The sequence below is a fragment of the Microbulbifer variabilis ATCC 700307 genome (assembly GCF_000380565.1).
Classification (GTDB): Bacteria; Pseudomonadota; Gammaproteobacteria; order Pseudomonadales; family Cellvibrionaceae; genus Microbulbifer; species Microbulbifer variabilis.
The window spans coordinates 264,458-283,966 of sequence record NZ_AQYJ01000026.1; the positions used below are offsets into that span (position 1 = coordinate 264,458).

Sequence of the window (19,509 nt, forward strand, 5' to 3'; positions counted from 1 at the left end):
AATTAGTTAACATCGGAAGTTATGCGTAAGCCAGTGGTTTCATGTATGTGCGGTAATACCCTTAAAAATTACGCACCTTTTTTTATTTATGGACTCTTAATTTCCCCTTTCACTTTTGCTGAGTCAGAATTTATTGCTAGCGCAGGAAAGGGGCTGGGCAGTGAGCTGATGCAAGTGCACTCCATCTCAGCCGCAGAAATGGCAGGCTTCAGCTATTCCTACCTGCTCGCATCATCCAATCTCGACAACAATTTTTGGGAATGGTGGGGGCAAGGTAGTTATTCCCACATGCGAATAAAATATCGCGACGAAAGCCAGCAACAAAATATATTTGAATTAAAGCCTCTACTGCGCTGGTACCCACGCAATGAACCTCGCGGCGGATTTGGAGAAGCTGGTGTAGGCGCATCCTATTTAAGTAACGATCATTTTGGCAGTATCAGAATGAGCACAAAATTAAACTTCGCACTGCATTTTGCTTTGGGCTATCGCTTCTCAGGTGGCCATACACTATCTTTACGCTATAGCCACTTCTCCAATGCCAGGACCAATACACCCAACCCCGGCTTCGACTTCGCATCTCTAAATGGGCACTTCAATTTTTAGTCAGGCCAAAAATAGATTATCAAGGCCTATCCAGTAATTCATGGTAAAGGTTTACAGTTTGTTTAACTAAATCCTCATTATAAAAACTGTGAAATTCAATTTTTACTAAACGATCGGTTAAGGCTAAAGCAGCTTCAGATAAAGCTTCTACATTTTTGCGCTCTACGATTCCCTCCGGAAAACAATGGGCCAACACTTCCCCCGCACACGTATCCTTATAAGCAATCACTGGACATCCCATTGCAAGCGCTGCCATAGCATTCCTGCCGCATGGCTCATACGGGCGAGCAAGACTAACTAACACCTGGGAAGAGGCATACAGCTCGCGCATGTCCTGGCGAGCCCCAAGGAACAGCACGCGCCCTTCTAAACCCAGTTCTTGGGCATATAACTCCAGCTTGCGGATATAACGCAAATCATCCTTTTGTTGCTTGCCAATAACCAAGCCCATTATATCCTCACGACCTCGCACTGAATAAGCGAGTCCCTGTAGAAAAAAGCCTAACTCTCCTTCCAGGGATAAATCCCCCGAATACAGCCACCAGTTTTTTCCCTCCAGCTGAGGATAATTATTCAGAAGACGCAAATGCCATTGCCCTGAAATGGGTTTGCTACGATCAAATTCCTTAGCGCTAACTCCCCAAGGAATAACACTGGCCGGCGAGACCATCTTCTTTCCGTAGTGCGCCTGTAATTGATTAGCCACTCCAAGGGATGTGGCGATAACCCGCTCCCCGGCAATCACACCAGCATCTCGGCGACTGGGTGCACGATTGCTATCGACATGGGTTACCAAACCTGGACGATTTACATCATCCATACGCCGCCAAGCCCGCGAAGTCAATAAAGCGGCTAACCGTCCATGCACATGTATGATATCTGCTTGTAGCCCGGCCAAAATATTAGTAAGACGCCGTACAAGGGGTTGTGACCAGAGGGGCTTTTTATTCAACGGTAGTTGAATATGCTGGATACCATGTAGCTTGAGACGAGCAACCAGCGCCCCACCTGCCGAGATCACAACAGGCTCATGCCCCTGTTGGCTCAGCACTTGTATAAAGTCCAATGCGGCCTTCCCTGCATCTCCAGGCTCTAACTCAGGCCAAACTTGTACAATTCTCAAAATGTTTACCGCGAAAATGGAACAAAGTCACTATTTTGACTCTCACTGATTTAGTTTCCCAGTAAATTCCGCACATGCCTACGGGAAAACCTACACATATGGCCAGTTTATCTTTGCCGTCACCTCCAGTATCAGCGCCTACTCCAGGGTGTTACTATTCTTTCGCTTAAACAAGATCAGGGACCAGCAATGATTCATCGTTACTTATCACAGTCGATAGCTCTCGCTCTCATATTATTTGTCGGTTTAGTAAATGCCGCAGAAACTGACCAAGGTATCTTCTGGAAGGCCACCAAAGAGAACCAGACTATCTATCTGCTGGGCTCAATCCACTTAGCTACAGAAGACTTCTACCCCATGCGCCCCCAAATTGAGCGCGCCTATGCCGAGAGCGATGCCATTGCAGTAGAAGCCGATATTCTCGCTGCGGAAGGCGACATGCTGCTACAGCAGAAAATCATGATGGAATCAGTCTACCAGGGTGAACGTAATCTACGTGACGACCTCCCCCCGGAAACGTACAAACAGCTACAGAAGTGGATACAAAAGCACAATATGCCGGAGGCTATGTTTATTCGCCAGCGCCCTGCAATTGCCATGATTTCCATGAGTATGGTCGAAATGCAGGCCCATGGCCTCAATCCTGAACTGGGTATAGATCGCCATTTTCTGCAAAAAGCCAAGAAAGATGACAAACCGGTCGTTGAACTCGAAGGGGTTTTACAGCAGTTCCAACTGTTAAATGGCCTGGACAACCCAGCTCTTCTGTTACAACAAACCCTTGAGCAGCTGGAAGATATATCCAGCTTCCTCCCCAAGCTCACCAAGGCTTGGAAGGACGGCGATGAGAAAACTCTCCACCACCTAATTATTCTTGACGGACTCAATGAAAACCCGGAATACAAACCGCTTTACGATACGCTGTTTTTCAAGCGCAATGAAAATATGGCGAAGCGAATCAGCTTAAAAGCGCCAAACCATTCATCCCTGTTTGTTATTGTTGGAGCAGGACACCTAGTTGGGGGGGGCAGCATCGTGGAGCTGCTCAAAGAGGACGGATACAAGCTGGACCGGATATAGCCCCCACCGGATAATATTCGAGCTATTTGGTAGTACGAGACGATACTCCCTCCTAATGACCTTGCCGCCGGTTTCTTTTGGGCGGCAATCTTCTTCCCCCATTTCCCGACAGTCCAACAACTATTAACAGCAATCATCGTTGCTCCATCGCGCGCGGGGTACATACAGAGAAAACCTAAGACTCCCTTACAACTGGTCCATGCACACTTGCTAAACTGCAACAACACGCCGCGGTCGCTAAGTACCGCTTTGATACGGAGCGTCATATGAAATGCTATGGCCTATATTGCGCCTTAGCCTTTGCTTTTCTATCGCCCCCTGCTTTGGCAGACAAAGCCGAATCGAAAGGGGGGCTCAAAATTGTCTCCGACGACGGGAACTTTTCTGCGGAACTTGGAGGTCGCATCCATTTTGACACCTACCTCTTTGATAAAGATGATAGCTACTATGAAGATCTCATTCTCATTGACGACTTTGAAGAACCGGTAAATACCACAGATTTCCGTCGGGTACGCCTGGCAATGAAAGGAAAGCTATGGGAATGGGAATATAAGCTCGAACGGGACTTTGCCACTAGCGGTACCGCTGGGCTTAGAGATGTTTATTTGGCGACCGAAGTCTTCGATGGAAGGCTCCGAATAGGAAACTACAAACCGAACCGTTCCATTAATGAGCTTACGTCCTCCAACGAAATCACCATGATGGAACGCGCCTTTGCTACCGCTGCCGGCATCTATGACAACCGAGGCAGGCAGCAGGGCATCGGCTGGAATACCTATTGGTGCTGCCATACTTTTGGCTTTGATTTGATAAATTTGCGCAATCCTGGCGACCCCCGCAATTCAGGTGTTGGCGCCACAACCAGGTTTACCTGGGCTCCGATTGATGACTATAAAAGTACATTGCATCTGGGTGCCTCGCTTAGTTATGAAGATGCCAATCAAGACACTCCTCCTCGGAAGGCCCTAGTCGAATATGCCGGCCGCCGCGGCCCAGAGCAATTAGTCGCATTGAGCCCAGGCGGAAACGCTTTATTCTTTGGGGAATTTGGCGATGAGGAGTTTTATCTTGGGAAGCCAGAAGGTGATGTACTGATACTGGGCCTGGAACTGGCTGGTACTTATGGCCCTTTTTTTGCTCAATCGGAGTATGCTATTGGCAGATTCTCCGGTGACTTTTTCCTCTCCGAGTTCACTTTCGAAAAGTTTTTTGGTGCCCCACCCAACTTCTTTTGCGACCCACTTACTGGTTGTTTTATCGGTGACCAAAGTGTCCATACTTGGTATATCACTGGAAGCTGGGCAGTAACCGGGCAGCACAAACCCTATAACTATAAAAAGGGGCTTTTTGAGTCAATTAAGCCCCAGCCTCCAGCTGGGGCTTTCGAAGTGACGGCCCGTTACGACACAATTGAAAATCGCGACATTCCCGATATGACGGTTCGAAATTTTGTCTTTGGGTTTAATTACTATTTCAATCCCAAAGTACGATTCATGTTAAATGTGACTCTAGGAAATAACCGCTTTACTGGAGATCAAACCCGACAGTTTGCTGTTCGTATGCAGGGATTTTGGTAATTATCAACGAGGGAGGCTCAACGGCAAGCCGTCAAACCGCCCAATGAGAATTAATAATTAACCAACCTGCTGGGCATTTGCAGGATCAAATACCTCCACTTCAGAGGCCCGTTTGATATCGCGCACCGGGTTTTCGAAGCGAGTGAGAGCCACATCACGCTGTTGCCTGGCTTTCTCCAGATTGGCCTCTTTCACGTGGCCATAACCTCGAATTTCCTCTGGATAGTTGAGTAAATCAATAGCTGCGGCGTGGTTCTGTGCATTCAGCTCACCCATTACCTTATCGACCAACTCCTCATATTCGCTAATTAAGGCACGCTCCATTCTGCGCTCGGCAGTGTAACCAAACACATCCAATACGGTACCACGCAGGAATTTTAATCTGGCCAGGACACCGAAGGCTTTAAACATCCATCCGCCAAACTTCATTTTGCGTGGGCGCCCCAATACCTTGTCAAAACGCGCCAGCAGGGGCGGGGCCAAGTTGAACTCCAACTCAATTTCGCCGCTGAAATTCTCCTGCAGGGATTGAGTAAAACGGCCATCGGTATATAAGCGCGCCACCTCGTATTCATCTTTATAGGCCAAGAGTTTGGCGTAATTACGCGCGACAGTCTCTGCAAGCTTGAGATTGCCCGGCACTTTAAGAACTTCCGCTGCCTTCACCTTATCCACCAGGTTTTGGTAGCGCTGCGCCAGTTCAGTATTCTGGTAACCAGTGAGATGCTTTACCCGGTGAGCAACCACTTCTTCCAACCCCTGCGGTAAAGCTACAGGGACTTGGTCGTGAGCCAGTAGCTTGTTTAAGGTTTTGGAATCAGCAGCGGCAAGGCGACCAGCGGCAAAGCCCTGCAGGTTGCCCTCAACTGCAACACCATTCAGCTCAATAGCCTGTAACAACGACTCCTGAGAAAGCGGCAATAACCCTTTTTGCCAGGCAAAACCCAACATAAAGATATTTGCGGCCAGGGTATCCCCCAGTGCCAACTTGGTGAGCCTATGCGCCTCTACAGACTCCAACTCACAAACAGCATTACTCAAGGTGTCTAATACAGCCTGAGGCGAGTGTGCATCTTCACGACCCAAAACAGTAGCAGCGGTTGGACTCAGATGGGTATTTACCACTGCCCGACTATGGGTTTCATCCAGCTTAGCCAGACAGGCTGCGAGGTTGCCCGCGGCAATCAGGTCACAAGCCATCAGCGCGTCTGCTCGACCATCAGAAATACGAACAGCCTGCAACGCGTCAGGCTTTGCAGCAAAGCGGATATGGGAATAAACCGCCCCGCCCTTTTGCGCAAGGCCAGTCTGATCCAGGGTACTGCAGGCCTTACCTTCAATGTGGGCTGCCATTGCCAGCAAAGCACCGATAGTAACCACTCCGGTTCCACCTACACCGGTTACCAGGAAGTTAAACGGCTCATCCAGGGCGGGTAGTTGCGGTGCAGATAATTTATCCGCCTCAGTGCGTAACACATCGCCAACCCCGGCACCTTTGGCCAGGCGCCCACCTTTCACAGTAACAAACGATGGGCAAAAACCATTGATGCAGGAGAGGTCCTGATTGCAACCAGTCTGGTTTACCCGGCGTTTATCCCCCAGGGCAGTAGCAACTTTTTCTACCGCGATACAGCTGGATTGCTGCACGCAGTCACCACAGCCTTCACACACCAGCTCATTGATAAACGGGCGCCCCTCTGCCTGGGGTAACAGGCCGCGTTTGCGCTTGCGGCGCAGCTCAGTAGCGCAGGTTTGGTCGTAGATAATTACTGTACAACCTTCGACTTCGCGAAGCTCTTCCATAACCGCCGGCATATAATCGCGATGGCGGATCTCCACCTCGGCAGGGAAAGATAGAGCACCCTTATATTTATCCGGGTTATCCATCACCAGTACAACTTTCTGCACCCCCTCAGCCAATACCTGGCGACAGATCATATCCGGTGCCAGCTCTCCGTCATGGGGCTGGCCACCTGTCATAGCGACAGCGTCGTTAAACAGAATTTTGTAGGTGATATTCACCTTGGCTGCGACAGACGCCCGAATGGCCAAGATTCCTGAGTGAAAATAAGTGCCATCACCCAAGTTCACGAATACGTGCTTTTCACTGGTAAAAGGCGCCTGGCCTACCCAGTTGACGCCCTCGGCGCCCATCTGAGTAAAGGTAAAAGTCTCCCTATCGAGCCACTGGGCCATATAGTGACAGCCAATTCCCGCGAGAGCACGGCTACCCTCAGGCACTTTAGTTGAGCGGTTATGGGGGCAACCGGCGCAGAACATGGGCAAGCGTGAAACACTGGAGCCCGCCTGCTGGGAAATCCGCTGGGAAAGGGCATTGAGGCGCATCAGGCGATGGCGACCACGCTCACCCAACTTGTCGTCACCCAACACAAAGCCCAAAACCTGGGCAACAATCGCCGGTGAAAGCTCACCGTAAGCGGGCATCAGTGGCTGGTCATGCTCATCCACCTTACCGAGAATACGCGGGAAATTAGGGTCTTTAACGTGGACGTTATACAGCTCCTCTTTAAGCTGCACTTCCATCAAGCTGCGCTTCTCCTCCAGCACTAGCAGGGTATCCAGGCCTCGAGCAAATTCCTGAATGCCAGGTACATCCAGCGGGTAAGTCATACCCACCTTGAGAATCCGAATTCCAAGCTGCTTAGCCTGGCCTTCATCAATCCCCATATCCTCAAAAGCCTGCATCAGGTCAAGATGGGCCTTGCCGGTAGTGACGATGCCGAGACTGGCCTCGGGATTTTCCAGCACAACTTTGTTCAGATTATTGGCACGGGCAAAAGCCAACGCTGCCGGACGCTTATAACGCCACAGGCGCTCCTCCTGCTCCAGGGGGTTATCCTGTTTGCGAATGTTTAACCCCCCCTCGGGGCGCTCGATTTCCGGATAGGTGAACTGCACACGCTGCGAGCCCACTTCTACCGTGGCAGAACTGTCCATATTTTCCGCCAGAGTGATCATCGCTACCCAGCAGCCACTGAAGCGGGACAACTCCAAGCCATAATGACCATAATCCAGTACCTCCTGCACAGTGGCGGGGTTGAGCACTGGAATATGCATATCTACGAAAGCAAATTCAGATTGGCCCGGGTATGAAGATGACTTACAGCCGTGGTCGTCGCCGGCCACAATCAGGGCTCCACCCTTTGGAGAGGACCCTGCAGCATTCGCATGGCGGAAAGCATCACAGGAGCGGTCCACACCCGGTGTCTTTCCATACCAAATGCCACAGACGCCATCTACCTCAGCGCCTTCAAACAGACCCACTTGCTGGGAACCCCATACCGCAGTCGCAGCCAGCTCTTCATTGACGCCCGGCTGGAAACGAATATTGTGCTGCCCCAGTAGTTTTTTGGCGCGAGAAAGCTGCAAATCATAGCCACCCAGCGGTGATCCGCGGTAACCAGAGATAAAAGTCGCGGTATTGAGACCGCGGGATTGATCCATACGCATCTGGTCGATCGGCAGGCGCACCAACGCCTGGATGCCAGAGAGAAGCACACGGCCTTTAAGGGTGGTATAGCGATCGTCCAGGGATACTTGCTTCTTTACCTGGTTGTCCGCCGCGCGCTGGGGACTGGTTACGTTATCAGTCATACACCTAACTTCCGGTCGTTTATTCTTCTCGAAACTCGGTTCGAGTTTTAAGTCATTATTCTTCCGAATCGCCTCGTATCAGCAGTCGGATGCCGGGTTCGTGATGGGCCCACAGAATCCTTTGGCGGGCAATCACAAAAAGCACCCGCCCTGAGACGGATTGGTCAGGTCATACTAGTTCGTTAAGCGCAACAGAGCATTGCTTTATTTACGTAAATGTGCGTAAATTTGTGATGAAAATCTCGATCGATCAAATTTTTATAGGATAGGAGTCTTTATGAAGCGTTCGACAGACCTGGATGATTTTGACCGTAAGATTCTGCGAGCGCTGCAGGAGAACGCCGATTATTCCATGGCGGAGCTAGGAGACAAAGTCGGCCTCTCCCACACTCCCTGCTGGCGCCGGATCAAAAGGCTGGAGGCGGAAGGGATTATCCGTGGCCGGGTAACCCTGCTGGACCCCCGCAAGTTAGACCTGGGAGTGACAGTATACTGCTATGTCACTATCCACAACCATGACGAAGAATCCCTGAACAATTTTGAGTCTGCGGTCCAGGATGTCCAGGAAGTTGTAGAGTGTTATTCAACCAGTGGTGACAAAGACTATGTTCTACGTGTTGTCGTGGACAGCGTGGAGCATTATGAGCAACTTCTAAAGCGCTCTCTGGTGCACCTGCCCAACGTGGCCTCGGTGAACTCTACTTTTGCCTTAAAGCAAGTGAAGTACACTACCCAGCTTCCCCTCTGAGGAAAGATATAAGTCAGAGCCCCAACAATCAAGGGGCTCTACTGCCGCTCTAGGGTTATCGTGGCAGTTGACTTAACAACCGATCCAAAGCCTGCTGCATGGTCAGACCGTCGCAGTCTACCGTAATGTCCGCATATTCCCGGTACAGAGCTTGGCGTTCAGTAAACAGGGCTTCAAAAGTCTGCCCCGGAGCCTTGGCAATCCCGCGACTTTCATAATTGTGAATACGGCGGCGCAACTCTTCAGCAGAGCACTCCAAGAACACGATTGTGCCGAGCTCTTTTAAATTGGCCATACCTTCGTCGCTATAGACAGCGCTGCCACCCGTAGCAATGACATGGCTGGGCAGATGGGAAGCCGCGATCACTTCTCCCTCAATAGCCCTCAAATTCAAATAGTCGCTTTCTGCCATGATCTCCTGCAGGGTTTTCCCCTCCCTGGCTTGGATCAGTACATCGGTATCGACAAAGTCCAGAGCCAACTCCTTTGCCAGCAACACACCCAGGGTGCTCTTGCCTGCACCAGGCATACCAATCAGAACAATACTTTTTCTTTTTTTCATCAGTTCAAATGTTCGAGAATAAATCGTGCATACCTTTTTAATCCCCACGGCGAGGGAAAACTACCGAACGCAACCAACCTAAGACGCCGTTGCCCTTGAGCATCATCTTGTCAAGCTCATCCAGATTATGGGCCTGGCGAAAAGCATCGGCAAATAATGCCTCACGAGTAATCATTCGGCGTTTGGGATTAATACTTTTTACAGGCTTTGCAGGATTACCAGCAACTACAGTATTTGCCGGAACATCCTTGGTAACCACACTGCCTGCTCCAACCACCGAATTATCCCCAATACTCACCCCCTTACAAATCGTCGCACTATCACCAATCCAGACATTATTTCCCAAGCGGACTGGTGCAGTGCAGCGAAAAGGCCTGGTGCGATTATAGAGTCCATGCCAATCCGAATCCGAAATATATACATTCGCGGCAATCATACAGGCGTTGCCAATTTCTATGGACTGTGCAGCGGAAATACGCACACCCGGGGAAATCAGCACATAATCACCGATGGTGATAAATGCCTCGCCACCCTTATGGCCAAATGTCGTAAAGCGAATACATTTTTCTGCATTGGAAATTAAATGGGGATAATTACCAATACGGACATTACTGCCAAAAACATAGACCGAAGAGGGATCCATCACTTCAGGCTCGACCCCCATGGCATCAAATTGTGGCAGCAGAAAGTACTCAGTGCGCCAGTTGCGCCAACGCAACTGTAAACGCTTCATCCAATAGGGCCTATGGTCCTTGCGCATACATTAAATTCTGTTTGATTTAGCACTACATATAAAACAAATCGCAATTGCTTTTGTATAAGCAGCGGTTTAGTGTTTGGTCCACAAAAAATAGCAAGCGGTTACCCATGTCCATTAAATTATCTATCGATATTCGAGCTATCAAAGGATTTCTTGCTGCCCATGAAGGTGAAGCACTTTACCATCTGGCCGCGGAGGCCAGCGGCCTGGGCCCCTGCCTGGAGGTCGGCAGCTACTGCGGAAAATCGACAGTGTACCTAGCTACCGCCTGCAAACTCACAGACAATGTGGTCTTCGCTGTGGACCACCACCGCGGCTCGGAGGAGCATCAACCCGGCGAGGAGTACCACGACCCGGACCTTTTTGATGAAAGAGCCCAATTAATGGACAGCTTTCGCAATTTTCGCGCAAATATCCGTGCAGCTGAGCTCGAGGACTGGGTAGTTCCTGTCGTGGCCCCCTCTGCTATCGCTGCACGCCACTGGAATACACCTCTCGGCTTGGTGTTTATTGACGGAGGCCACTCTTTGGAAGCTGCGATGACCGACTACCGCAGCTGGTCCCGCCATATTGTTCCCGGTGGCTACCTCGCCATCCACGATATATTCCCGGACCCGGCCGACGGCGGCCAGGCCCCTTACGATATTTACAAGCTAGCCCTGGCTTCCGCTCAGTTCGAGCTCGTCGAAACTGTAGACACCCTGGGTATCCTGAGACGTATTTGAAGACAGTTGTACCGATGTAAACAAACTACTCGCCGGCGTCAGGTCGGCGAGTGCATCCGCCGCCAACAACATAGCACCCACAGTCCAAGTAGTTTTCTCTTCCGGCCAAACTGCCTCATCCCGATAGACATAACCAGTCCAGTAACCGCCATCACTGTCCTGCCAGCGGTGAAGCCCCCGAAATATAATCTCAGCACGGGAACGCTGCCCTGCAGCCAATAGTGCCATTGTCAGCTCGCAAGATTCCGCCACAGTTACCCAGGGCTCATCATTAACACAGCGACAACCCAGTCCCGCCACGACAAACTCATCCCAACGCTGATGCAGGCGAGTGCGAGCAGCTTCTCCAGAAAAGGCCCCTGTTAACACAGGATAAAACCAATCCATGGAAAAGCGTGCCTTACTTTCCCAGGTTCGATCGAAACGTTCCGGCTTGTGCCGCAAAGCGTACCCCAAAGCCTGGCGCCCCTGCTCCCAATTGGGGCGGTCAACACGCAGCTCTCTGGCAATGTTGATGGCACATTCGAGGCTCTTAAAAACCGAAGAACAGCCAGTTATCAGGGCATCTTTCTTTGGCTCTCCCTCTGCATCCACCGCCCAGTGAATTTCCCCGTGCTCCGTCTGCAGTGCCAAAACAAAATCAATTGCACGCTCAACCATCTGCCAGTAGCGACGCAAAAAGCCTTTGTCTCCGCTAATCAGATAAAAGTGCCAAATGCCGGTGGCCACATAGGCAACAAAATTTGTCTCGCGGCGCTCACGATTATCAACAGCACCGTTTTTGTATGCCGCCCACCAGCTGCCATCGGCCAACTGAATATCTGCCAACCAGCGATAAGCTTTTTCTGCGGCGGCAAATTCACCTGCGATTGCCAAGCCCATGGCCGCCTCAACGTGATCCCAGGGATCGGCATAATGTCCCTTAAACCAGGGAATAGAGCCATCGGGCAGTTGCTGGGAGAGAATATAGGCAGCACTGTCACGGACAAACCCATCGGGAAAGAGGTTTGTGTTTTTTACCGGAGGAATAACCATCTCACTCACGAACTCGCCTCCCCCACCAAGCGCAAAGTCTCCGGCGCTTCCTGCTCAGCTTTGACAAAATACAGCGCGATACTTTTACCTAACAGCGGATTCAGTATCTTTTCCGCGGCACGAGTAAGCATTGGCTGCTTCATCAAGTCCCAAACCAACAAGCGATGATAGGCTGCAACTAAGCGGGAGTCCGGCTGATTCCAGAACAGACACTTCAGCCACCAATACGGGGAGTGCAAAGCATGAGCCTTATGGCGTGCAAAATAGCGATGCCCCAAGGACTCAATACTTCCCCTCAGCTCTTTCTCACGGAATATACGAATATGGCCACCCTCCACCTCATGGTATTCATCGCTCAGTTTCCAGCAGACCCACTCGGGGAAGTAAGATGGTACCGTGGCAGCAAAAATACCGGAGGGTTTCAAAACCCGATCGATTTCTGCTAGGACTGCTTTGTAATCCTCAATATGCTCCAATACCTCTGAACAAATCACCACATCGAAAGTGGCATCGGCAAAAGGTAGCCGCAGGCCATTGGCAACCCCAAGTAACAGGCGCCCTTTGGCATGCTCCGGGCTTTTAAAAGGTTCAGCCCGCTTACTGGCTGTACGCACATCATCAAGGCATAAATCTATGCCGAAGATATCCACTTCATCAGTAATCATCAGGTGAATGGAGTGGCGACCTTCGCCACACCCGAGATCCAGAACTTTTTGTCCTGGGCGAAGACTCAGGTGCTTCGGATCTACAGTAATCATCAAGCCGCCTCCGCACCGCTGACATCTGCGCCAACTATCTCATCTTCATGTCGACGCTGCACTGCGGATTCACCCAGTATTTCACGGTAATAAGCCACGAGGCTCGCAGCTGCCAGCCCCCATGAGAACTTATCCTCTATTCGTGCCCTACCCTTAGCGCTCAGCTCAGCTTGAAGAGATATGTCCGACAAAACCCGACCAAGGGCTTCACCCAATGCCTGGCTGTTACCAGCCGGCACCACTATGCCAGCATCCCCTACCACCTCTGGTAGCGCGCCACCGTCGCTGGAAACTACCGGTGCCCCACAGGCCATGGCTTCACCAGCAGGCAGTCCAAATCCTTCATATAAAGATGGGCAGGCTACCACTGTGGCACTGCGGTAATACCCCACTAATTCAGCATTGGAAATGCCAGAGACAAACTGCACTGCATTCTGCAAATCGAGCCGATGAAGCAGCTCCTCCGTTGCCCCCCCCTCCCGTAGCTTCCCCACCACCAACAACTCGAGACCGTTAAACCTCTGGCGCAAGCTGGCAAGTGCCAGCAATAACACCCCCAGTCCTTTGAGTGGCTGATCTGCTGAGGCAGTTGTCATAATTCTAAGTGGCAGGCGCTCAACACTTTCGCTGGGGCTGAATATTTCTGTGTCGATGCCGTTATAGATCAGGTTTATCTGTTCTGGCTTCACGCCAAACTGCTCGATGATATCCCGCTCTGACTGGCGTGATACCGTCACAATATGGCGCAGCTTACGTGAAACCTTGATCTGCATTTTCAGGAAGTTATGCCAGCGACGCACCAGCAGGCGAAAACGCCAATCCGGCGCCGCATCCAACGCCAACTGGCGATCACGGGTAATGGGGTGATGGATAGTAGCTACGACAGGCAGCCCACTTTTTTCAATATCCAACAATCCATAACAAAGAGACTGATTATCGTGCACTATGTCATAGTCACGGCCGTGTTTACGCAAGTATTTGGCCACGCGGCGACCAAAGGTGTAAGGCTCGGCAAAACCGCCGGTGAGTTTGCTCCACCACTCAAAAAAGTCCGCCCAGGAAAGCAGGTGTTTAGCCTTAAGAGCTCGCACCGGGTTCTCAACCTCATACAGGTTCAGTCCCGGCATCTTTATCAAATTTACCCGCTCATCCAACTCTGGATAGGGTTGGCCTGAGATAACATCCACAGAGTGGCCAGCATCAACCAATGCCTTACTCAGGTAGCGAAGGTAGATTCCCTGGCCACCGCTATGTGGATTGCTGCGATAACCTAATAAACATATTTTTAGCGGCCGCGTCTTGCCAGCCATTGGACCGTCTGCACAATTTCCCAAGGCGGTCATAGATTCCCCATCTGCTTGTTCTGAGGCCCACCTATCTTTCACCAATCCGGTAACACCGCGTCGTGGAGCTATGTTACGTCGACTGATAAATCGGGGGCCTTACGCTAGTAAAGCGGAAGAATACACTGGCGTGGAAATGACTGCTAGGCAGAAGCTGTCCACACTATTGGCTAACCCGACTGCCATGTAGATTGACGAGCCAAACTGAAAGCCACATACAGCAATGCTTTCCCCCCAAAGAGTGAAAACAAACACGACTGGATTCAGGAGAGCCTATTCCATATCGACCCAATCTATGTATTGACAGTCACTCACTGATCATTGGGAAAAAGAACCGAAGGAAATCCTAAGCATCTGCGATGGTGTACTGGATAACTGAAGAAACGTTTTGCGGGGATAAAAAAATGCCCGCCAGAGGCGGGCCAGGTTTCTCGAACACACTTTCAGGAGGAGAGTTTCAAGCGCGTTACGCACTTAAATTTAGGTATAGCAGAGTATTACAGCTCTCCATCTGCCCTGTCGTAAAAGCCGTTCAGTATTCATACAATCGGTGCTGTATCACCTCTTAAGTCATCGCTAAACGCGGTGCAAATAGCTCTGGTACTCCACATCTGTAACCCGTGAACCAATTTCCACCTGTTCCTGACGCTTAAGTAACAGGAATAATTCAATAAAGCGTGGATCAAGGTACTCACGCCATAGCTGGCTCTGCTCAAAACGCTTGAGTGCGCCACTCCAGGTATTAACCAATTGCTCACTTTCAACTTGATAGGCGTCGCCTTCCACTGGAGCTGGCGGTTGCAGCTGGTTTTCCAGGCCATGACAGACGCCAACAAGAATTCCCGCCAGAACCAGATAGGGGTTTACGTCTGCTCCGGCAATGCGGTGCTCAATACGCCGAGCTTCGGGGTTACTTGCCGGAATCCGCAAGGTCGTCGTTCGGTTATCATAGCCCCAGCAAAGATTTAGCGGCGCATGTGAGCCCTCCTGGAAGCGACGATAAGAATTGCTATGCGGCGCGAAAAATGCCATCGCATCGTTTGCGGTTGCCAACATACCAGCCGCCGCTTGGCGCAGCAGATCTGACCCCATCTCACTGCCGTCGTCAAAAACATTTTTTCCCGAACTGTCGATCAAGCTCATATGCACATGCATACCGTTACCGGCCTGATCCCCAAACGGCTTGGCCATAGTGCTCACCCGGAAACCATGGCTGCGGGCCACACCTTTCAACAGTCGCTTGAACAGTAGGGTCTGATCGGCAACCTTCACCGGATCAGCACTGTGCAACAAGTTAATTTCAAACTGACCTGGCGCGCACTCGGACAGTACAGAATCAGCCGGGATCCCCTGCTCTTCACAAGCAGCACGAACATCAGCAAAGAAGTGGCGCTGTGCATTCAGCTCAGACAAATCGTATACGTCTGTGGAAGGCACCAACTCAGCATCGTTATCACTAACCGGGCGTGGTCGTGCCAGGTGATCCACCTCATCACGTAACAGGTAAAACTCCAGCTCGGTGGCACAAACTGCGGTGTAACCAAGTTTTTTTAATCGATCCATCACTCGCTGCAACTGGGCGCGTGGATCTGCGTACAGTGCGCTTCCATCCGCCTCATGCAGTTGCATATGCAATTGGGCCGTCTCTTCTCTGTGCCATGGCGCCAGGCTGATCGGCGAAACCGGCAAGCAGACACCGTCGCTGTCTCCACTGGCGAAGACCAGGGGACTGTCTTCGATATCCCGCCCCCAGATGTCCAGGCTGACAGCGCTGCGCGGCATCTGCAGACTACCTTTAAGCAGTTTTTCTGCCGCCTCGGCAGGCAGCCATTTGCCACGGGGCACACCGTTAATATCGAACATAAAGCCTTCAATCCACTTTAGGTCCGGGTGCTCTGCCAGGAATTTACGCGACTGCTCCAGCAGCTCTGGCTGGGCAGTGAATTCTTTTTCTTGAGACATAAGTTGCCTGAGGTAATCCAGTCAAACCGCAAAAGCGGCCTTGAGCCACCACTCACATCCGCCACCGACAGACGATGAGGGGCGACCTAGGGCCGCTCTCATAAATAGATGCGATACCGCGAGTTTACGCCAGTGCTTTAGCGGTATCGTCCAGGGCGCGATGCGCCTTCTCCACCAACTCATCGACCTGCTCAGTGGTAATAATCAGCGGCGGCGCGATAACCATTGCATCGCCCACAGCACGCATTACCAAACCGTGCTTGATACTGAGATCACGACACACTGCGCCTGCGGTACAGTCGTCATCGAAGCGGGCACGGCTCGATTTATCTTTTACAAGCTCCAGTGCTCCAACCATACCCAGACTTCGGGCTTCACCGACAATCGGATGCTCTGCCAGCTCAGCCCAGCGCTTGGCCAGGTAAGGGCCTGTCACATCGCGCACATTCTCAATAATTTTTTCATTGCGCAGGATGTTAATTGTCGCCAATCCTGCCATACAAGCTGCCGGGTGCGCTGAGTAGGTGTAACCGTGAGTAAATTCACCACCCTTACTTTTAATCACGTCAGCAACACGATCACCCACCATGGTGCCGCCCAGCGGGAAGTAACCATTGGTTACTGCTTTGGCAAAAGTCATCAGATCGGGCTTGAGGCCGTAAAAATCTGCGCCAAACCACTCACCGGTGCGACCAAAGCCAAAAATCACTTCGTCCATCACCAGCAAGATATCGTACTGATCCAGCACCTTCTTCACTTCAGGCCAGTAGGTTTCCGGTGGGATTACTACACCACCAGCACCCTGTATAGGCTCTGCAATAAAAGCGGCAACTTTCTCAGGTCCGAGTTCCTGGATCTTTTCATCAAGGCTGCGCGCAGCATGAATGCCGAACTCTTCCGGGGACATATCGCCACCCTCGGCAAACCAGTAAGGCTGTTGCACATGCTCAATGTAGTCCAGCGGCTGAAACTGCTTATGCATACCACTCATACCACCGAGGCTAGCACCGGCAATGGTAGAGCCGTGATAACCATTCTTACGGGAGATCACGATACGCTTCTCAGGTTTATCCTGAAGATCCCAGAAACGGCGAATCAGACGCAAGTTCGTATCGTTTGCTTCGGAGCCGGAGCCGGTAAAGAAAACGTTACTCATATTGGCCGGGGTCACCTCTGACAGAGCATCAGCCAGCTCAATAGAAGGCACAGTGGTGCACTGGAAGAAGCTGTTATAGAACGGCAGGGTATTCAACTGCTCATAGATGGCATCGCTAATTTCTTTACGGCTGTAACCCAGGTTACAACACCACAATCCAGACATACCGTCCAACATACGATTGCCATCGATATCAGTGATGTAAGCACCTTCAGCGCTGGTAATCACTCGGGTACCCTGCTGGCCCAGATCGTTGAAGTCCGTAAAGGGGTGCAGCAGGTGCTCGCGGTCGTGTTGTTGCAGCTCACTCTTGTTCATATTTCGCTCCTGGCTTTTGCTCTGGGGCTTTCCCGCCGCTCCGGACAATCAGCCTCTGCTTGTCGGGCGGAGGTTTTCCCGCAATCTGTCATCCGCCCTGCTCTACTGCTCAATGGGTATCACAAGGCGAATTATTACTACCAAATTTGTGATCACATTTTAGTAGCGAGACTCACAGAAGCGCAAGATCTATCTATGCCTCACAGCAACCTTAAGGTCGAATGAGGCCAAGTGGGCAAACTGGTGGGAAGGCAAAACCAGACGGTCAGTTTGTTTGGGCGACGTCTCCTGCCACGCGCGGTTTGATGTACAGCGGGTTAACAGTTACGACTGCTTGCTAGAGCAGCTCCTCAGCGGAGATTGAGCCGAGCCCCTCTTCTATATCCTGGCGAATGGCGCGGCGAACCCTCTCTACACTTCTGTCTGCAATGGCATCCAACAAATCCTCGTGGCGATCCGGCAGCTCCTGAACACCAAAGCGCTGAAATACAAGATGCTGAAGAGGCGCTGTCTGCAGCCACAAACTCTCGATCAACGAGAGAATGATATGCGGCCGCCCCATACGATAGAGAGTAAAGTGAAAATCGAGATTAGCAGTGACATACTGCTCAATATCCTTTTGTTCGAGGGCAGCCGTCACCCGCGCGTCCAGGGCTCGTAGCTGCTGCAGTTCTTCCTCCTGTACAAACGGCAGGGCCTGCTCCGCAGCCTGGCACTCAAGCGCAACACGCGCCGCACAGATCTCATCGAGCTTCTCAGGAGTCATTGTCGGTACCGTGACACGACGGGTATCGGATAACTCCAAGGCCCGCTCAGAAGTCAGGCGCCGTAAGGCTTCACGCACCGGCATAGGGCTGCAATCCAGCTCCGCAGCCAAGCCGCGAATGGTAATCGCATGCCCCGGCAAAAATTTGCCACGTAAAATAGCATCTCGCACCTGGAAATAGACTCTCTCCTGAGTGGTGCGAAACTCTTCCTGCGGATGATTAAACTCCAGCGCCATGTTCATGCGGCCCTGACCTGATGTAACTTGTGCGGAATATCATCGAAGCCAACCTCTATGAGGTGGTCCGCTGCACGGCCACTCTGCCAGACTTCATGGAAATCATCGGCAACCCATTTGCTCAGTTCCACAACCTTCTTCCAATAGCGAATCCGTTCCTCGCGGCCCATCTTATAAAAATCATTACGATCAGGGATTTTGCCATAGGGCAGCTTCGCCACGAATGCAGGAGAAGGTGCCACCAACAGTGTCGATGACATAGCATCACCTCGCACACGACGCCAGGAAAGCCCTTTATCAAACCAGCCCGGCACCATAAACGGGAAAAAGTGCGGGTAGAGCACCAAACCCTGGGGGTGACTGAAACGTAAATCAAAATGGTAGTCGGTGATACCACCATCACGATAATTTCCCTGTGGAGCACCAGCGGGGTTGCGAACTCCCGCCATCACCAATGGAATAGAACCACTCGCCAGGACCGCTGCACAAACATTGTCCGCGGATAGCGCCGTATCCACCGTACTCAGGTTGCCAAACCGTACTGCGGCATCACTGCCAGAGTGAAAAACCACCCGTTCCCAAAAAGCGCTCAGGCTGTGCCTGGAGAGCGCGTTGGCCATGGCCGATGCAAACAACGCCGGGGCCAGGAAGGCGCGCTTTTCACTAGCCAGGGGACCGCGGCCACGCACAGTGACAAAATGGCTGTGCCACAGCGGGTTGCCTGCTACTTCGCCTGCACCATTTTCACCCAAAACATTGAGCAGGATTTGCTCCCCGGCAGCAGTGATCTCCGCCGGTGTCGGTTTGTCTGAGGCATAACTCTGATGGATATAACCATATTCCAAGCACTCCAGGGCCTCCAATGGCTCCGCCATGGCGTAACACATATTGCGAAAGCTACCGATTGAAGACCCCAGTGTCGCGATAGGATCACGACGCCCCTTAAAAAATTCCCCCATCAGTACCCGGTCCAACTGGCTGATGACCAGCCACTTGGGGCCTCCTGAGGCCCCCACCAGGGTGGAAAACTGTTCCTGGCGTAAGCCCTCCTCACGAATCTGGTGCGCCGCATTTGCGCCGGCCAATAATATGCAACTGGTATTCTTCACAAAGCGTCTCTTAAGGTATCCATTCAGGC

16 protein-coding genes are annotated in these 19,509 nt (G+C 51.5%); 5 read left to right on the forward strand and 11 right to left on the reverse strand.

From position 1 onward, the window contains the following. The first annotated feature begins 21 nt into the window (after positions 1 to 21). Positions 22 to 606, forward strand: coding sequence for an acyloxyacyl hydrolase (locus G367_RS25160; protein WP_157533489.1), 585 nt, complete (start codon positions 22 to 24; stop codon positions 604 to 606). Positions 607 to 625: 19 nt separating this feature from the next. Here the strand turns inward: G367_RS25160 and G367_RS0112005 are convergent, their stop codons facing one another. Then, positions 626 to 1,729: a glycosyltransferase gene (locus tag G367_RS0112005; protein WP_020413374.1), complete on the reverse strand. Its 1,104-nt coding sequence runs from the start codon at positions 1,727 to 1,729 to the stop codon at positions 626 to 628. Positions 1,730 to 1,918: 189 nt separating this feature from the next. On the opposite strand from G367_RS0112005, the gene G367_RS0112010 reads away from it, so the two are divergent. After that, entirely contained in the window at positions 1,919 to 2,809 is an 891-nt protein-coding gene (locus G367_RS0112010) for a TraB/GumN family protein (protein ID WP_020413375.1), read from the forward strand. A 266-nt stretch (positions 2,810 to 3,075) separates the two neighbouring features. Beyond that, on the forward strand, positions 3,076 to 4,386 hold the full coding sequence (locus G367_RS0112015; RefSeq protein WP_020413376.1) for an OprO/OprP family phosphate-selective porin: 1,311 nt from the start codon (positions 3,076 to 3,078) through the stop codon (positions 4,384 to 4,386). A 57-nt stretch (positions 4,387 to 4,443) separates the two neighbouring features. Here the strand turns inward: G367_RS0112015 and G367_RS0112020 are convergent, their stop codons facing one another. Next, positions 4,444 to 8,001 (reverse strand): indolepyruvate ferredoxin oxidoreductase family protein, encoded by a 3,558-nt coding sequence (locus G367_RS0112020; protein WP_020413377.1) that lies wholly within the window; start codon positions 7,999 to 8,001, stop codon positions 4,444 to 4,446. A 277-nt stretch (positions 8,002 to 8,278) separates the two neighbouring features. Here G367_RS0112020 and G367_RS0112025 point away from each other — a divergent pair, with 277 nt between their 5' ends. Beyond that, positions 8,279 to 8,749 carry an Lrp/AsnC family transcriptional regulator gene (locus tag G367_RS0112025; protein ID WP_020413378.1) on the forward strand — a complete coding sequence of 157 codons (471 nt, stop codon included), beginning with the start codon at positions 8,279 to 8,281 and terminating at the stop codon, positions 8,747 to 8,749. Positions 8,750 to 8,804: 55 nt separating this feature from the next. Here the strand turns inward: G367_RS0112025 and G367_RS0112030 are convergent, their stop codons facing one another. Both G367_RS0112030 and G367_RS0112035 read right to left on the reverse strand, forming a co-directional pair. Next, positions 8,805 to 9,311: a shikimate kinase gene (locus G367_RS0112030; RefSeq protein WP_020413379.1), complete on the reverse strand. Its 507-nt coding sequence runs from the start codon at positions 9,309 to 9,311 to the stop codon at positions 8,805 to 8,807. Positions 9,312 to 9,348: 37 nt separating this feature from the next. Beyond that, positions 9,349 to 10,071, reverse strand: a complete 723-nt coding sequence (locus tag G367_RS0112035; RefSeq protein ID WP_020413380.1) for an acyltransferase — start codon at positions 10,069 to 10,071, stop codon at positions 9,349 to 9,351. A gap of 107 nt (positions 10,072 to 10,178) precedes the next feature. Here G367_RS0112035 and G367_RS0112040 point away from each other — a divergent pair, with 107 nt between their 5' ends. Beyond that, on the forward strand, positions 10,179 to 10,796 hold the full coding sequence (locus G367_RS0112040) for a class I SAM-dependent methyltransferase (protein WP_020413381.1): 618 nt from the start codon (positions 10,179 to 10,181) through the stop codon (positions 10,794 to 10,796). On the opposite strand, the gene G367_RS0112045 is transcribed toward G367_RS0112040, so the two are convergent. From G367_RS0112045 to G367_RS0112075, 7 genes are all read right to left on the reverse strand, one after another. Continuing rightward, complete coding sequence (locus G367_RS0112045) at positions 10,725 to 11,831, reverse strand: prenyltransferase/squalene oxidase repeat-containing protein (protein ID WP_040628851.1); 1,107 nt, start codon at positions 11,829 to 11,831, stop codon at positions 10,725 to 10,727. The genes G367_RS0112040 and G367_RS0112045 overlap by 72 nt on opposite strands. Before the next feature lie 5 nt (positions 11,832 to 11,836). After that, entirely contained in the window at positions 11,837 to 12,589 is a 753-nt protein-coding gene (locus G367_RS0112050) for a class I SAM-dependent methyltransferase (protein ID WP_020413383.1), read from the reverse strand. Continuing rightward, complete coding sequence (locus G367_RS23765) at positions 12,589 to 13,932, reverse strand: glycosyltransferase family 4 protein (protein ID WP_020413384.1); 1,344 nt, start codon at positions 13,930 to 13,932, stop codon at positions 12,589 to 12,591. Before G367_RS23765 ends, G367_RS0112050 begins: the two co-directional genes overlap by 1 nt. 576 nt (positions 13,933 to 14,508) lie before the next feature. Next, positions 14,509 to 15,894, reverse strand: a complete 1,386-nt coding sequence (locus G367_RS0112060) for a glutamine synthetase family protein (protein ID WP_020413385.1) — start codon at positions 15,892 to 15,894, stop codon at positions 14,509 to 14,511. Positions 15,895 to 16,018: 124 nt separating this feature from the next. After that, positions 16,019 to 17,368: an aspartate aminotransferase family protein gene (locus tag G367_RS0112065; protein WP_026305086.1), complete on the reverse strand. Its 1,350-nt coding sequence runs from the start codon at positions 17,366 to 17,368 to the stop codon at positions 16,019 to 16,021. A 337-nt stretch (positions 17,369 to 17,705) separates the two neighbouring features. After that, positions 17,706 to 18,377, reverse strand: a complete 672-nt coding sequence (locus G367_RS0112070; protein WP_020413387.1) for a GntR family transcriptional regulator — start codon at positions 18,375 to 18,377, stop codon at positions 17,706 to 17,708. Continuing rightward, positions 18,374 to 19,480: a hypothetical protein gene (locus G367_RS0112075; protein WP_020413388.1), complete on the reverse strand. Its 1,107-nt coding sequence runs from the start codon at positions 19,478 to 19,480 to the stop codon at positions 18,374 to 18,376. Before G367_RS0112075 ends, G367_RS0112070 begins: the two co-directional genes overlap by 4 nt. Positions 19,481 to 19,509 lie beyond the last annotated feature (29 nt).

Bases quoted from the DNA above. Each gene is read 5' to 3' on its own strand.
- G367_RS0112065 (WP_026305086.1), bottom strand. From the start codon at position 17,368: ATGAACAAGAGTGAGCTGCAACAACACGACCGCGAGCACCTGCTGCAC.
- G367_RS0112035 (WP_020413380.1), bottom strand. From the start codon at position 10,071: ATGCGCAAGGACCATAGGCCCTATTGGATGAAGCGTTTACAGTTGCGT.
- G367_RS0112025 (WP_020413378.1), top strand. From the start codon at position 8,279: ATGAAGCGTTCGACAGACCTGGATGATTTTGACCGTAAGATTCTGCGA.
- G367_RS25160 (WP_157533489.1), top strand. From the start codon at position 22: ATGCGTAAGCCAGTGGTTTCATGTATGTGCGGTAATACCCTTAAAAAT.
- G367_RS0112020 (WP_020413377.1), bottom strand. From the start codon at position 8,001: ATGACTGATAACGTAACCAGTCCCCAGCGCGCGGCGGACAACCAGGTA.
- G367_RS0112045 (WP_040628851.1), bottom strand. From the start codon at position 11,831: ATGGTTATTCCTCCGGTAAAAAACACAAACCTCTTTCCCGATGGGTTT.
- G367_RS0112015 (WP_020413376.1), top strand. From the start codon at position 3,076: ATGAAATGCTATGGCCTATATTGCGCCTTAGCCTTTGCTTTTCTATCG.
- G367_RS0112010 (WP_020413375.1), top strand. From the start codon at position 1,919: ATGATTCATCGTTACTTATCACAGTCGATAGCTCTCGCTCTCATATTA.
- G367_RS0112060 (WP_020413385.1), bottom strand. From the start codon at position 15,894: ATGTCTCAAGAAAAAGAATTCACTGCCCAGCCAGAGCTGCTGGAGCAG.
- G367_RS23765 (WP_020413384.1), bottom strand. From the start codon at position 13,932: ATGACCGCCTTGGGAAATTGTGCAGACGGTCCAATGGCTGGCAAGACG.
- G367_RS0112070 (WP_020413387.1), bottom strand. From the start codon at position 18,377: ATGAACATGGCGCTGGAGTTTAATCATCCGCAGGAAGAGTTTCGCACC.
- G367_RS0112040 (WP_020413381.1), top strand. From the start codon at position 10,179: ATGTCCATTAAATTATCTATCGATATTCGAGCTATCAAAGGATTTCTT.
- G367_RS0112030 (WP_020413379.1), bottom strand. From the start codon at position 9,311: ATGAAAAAAAGAAAAAGTATTGTTCTGATTGGTATGCCTGGTGCAGGC.
- G367_RS0112050 (WP_020413383.1), bottom strand. From the start codon at position 12,589: ATGATTACTGTAGATCCGAAGCACCTGAGTCTTCGCCCAGGACAAAAA.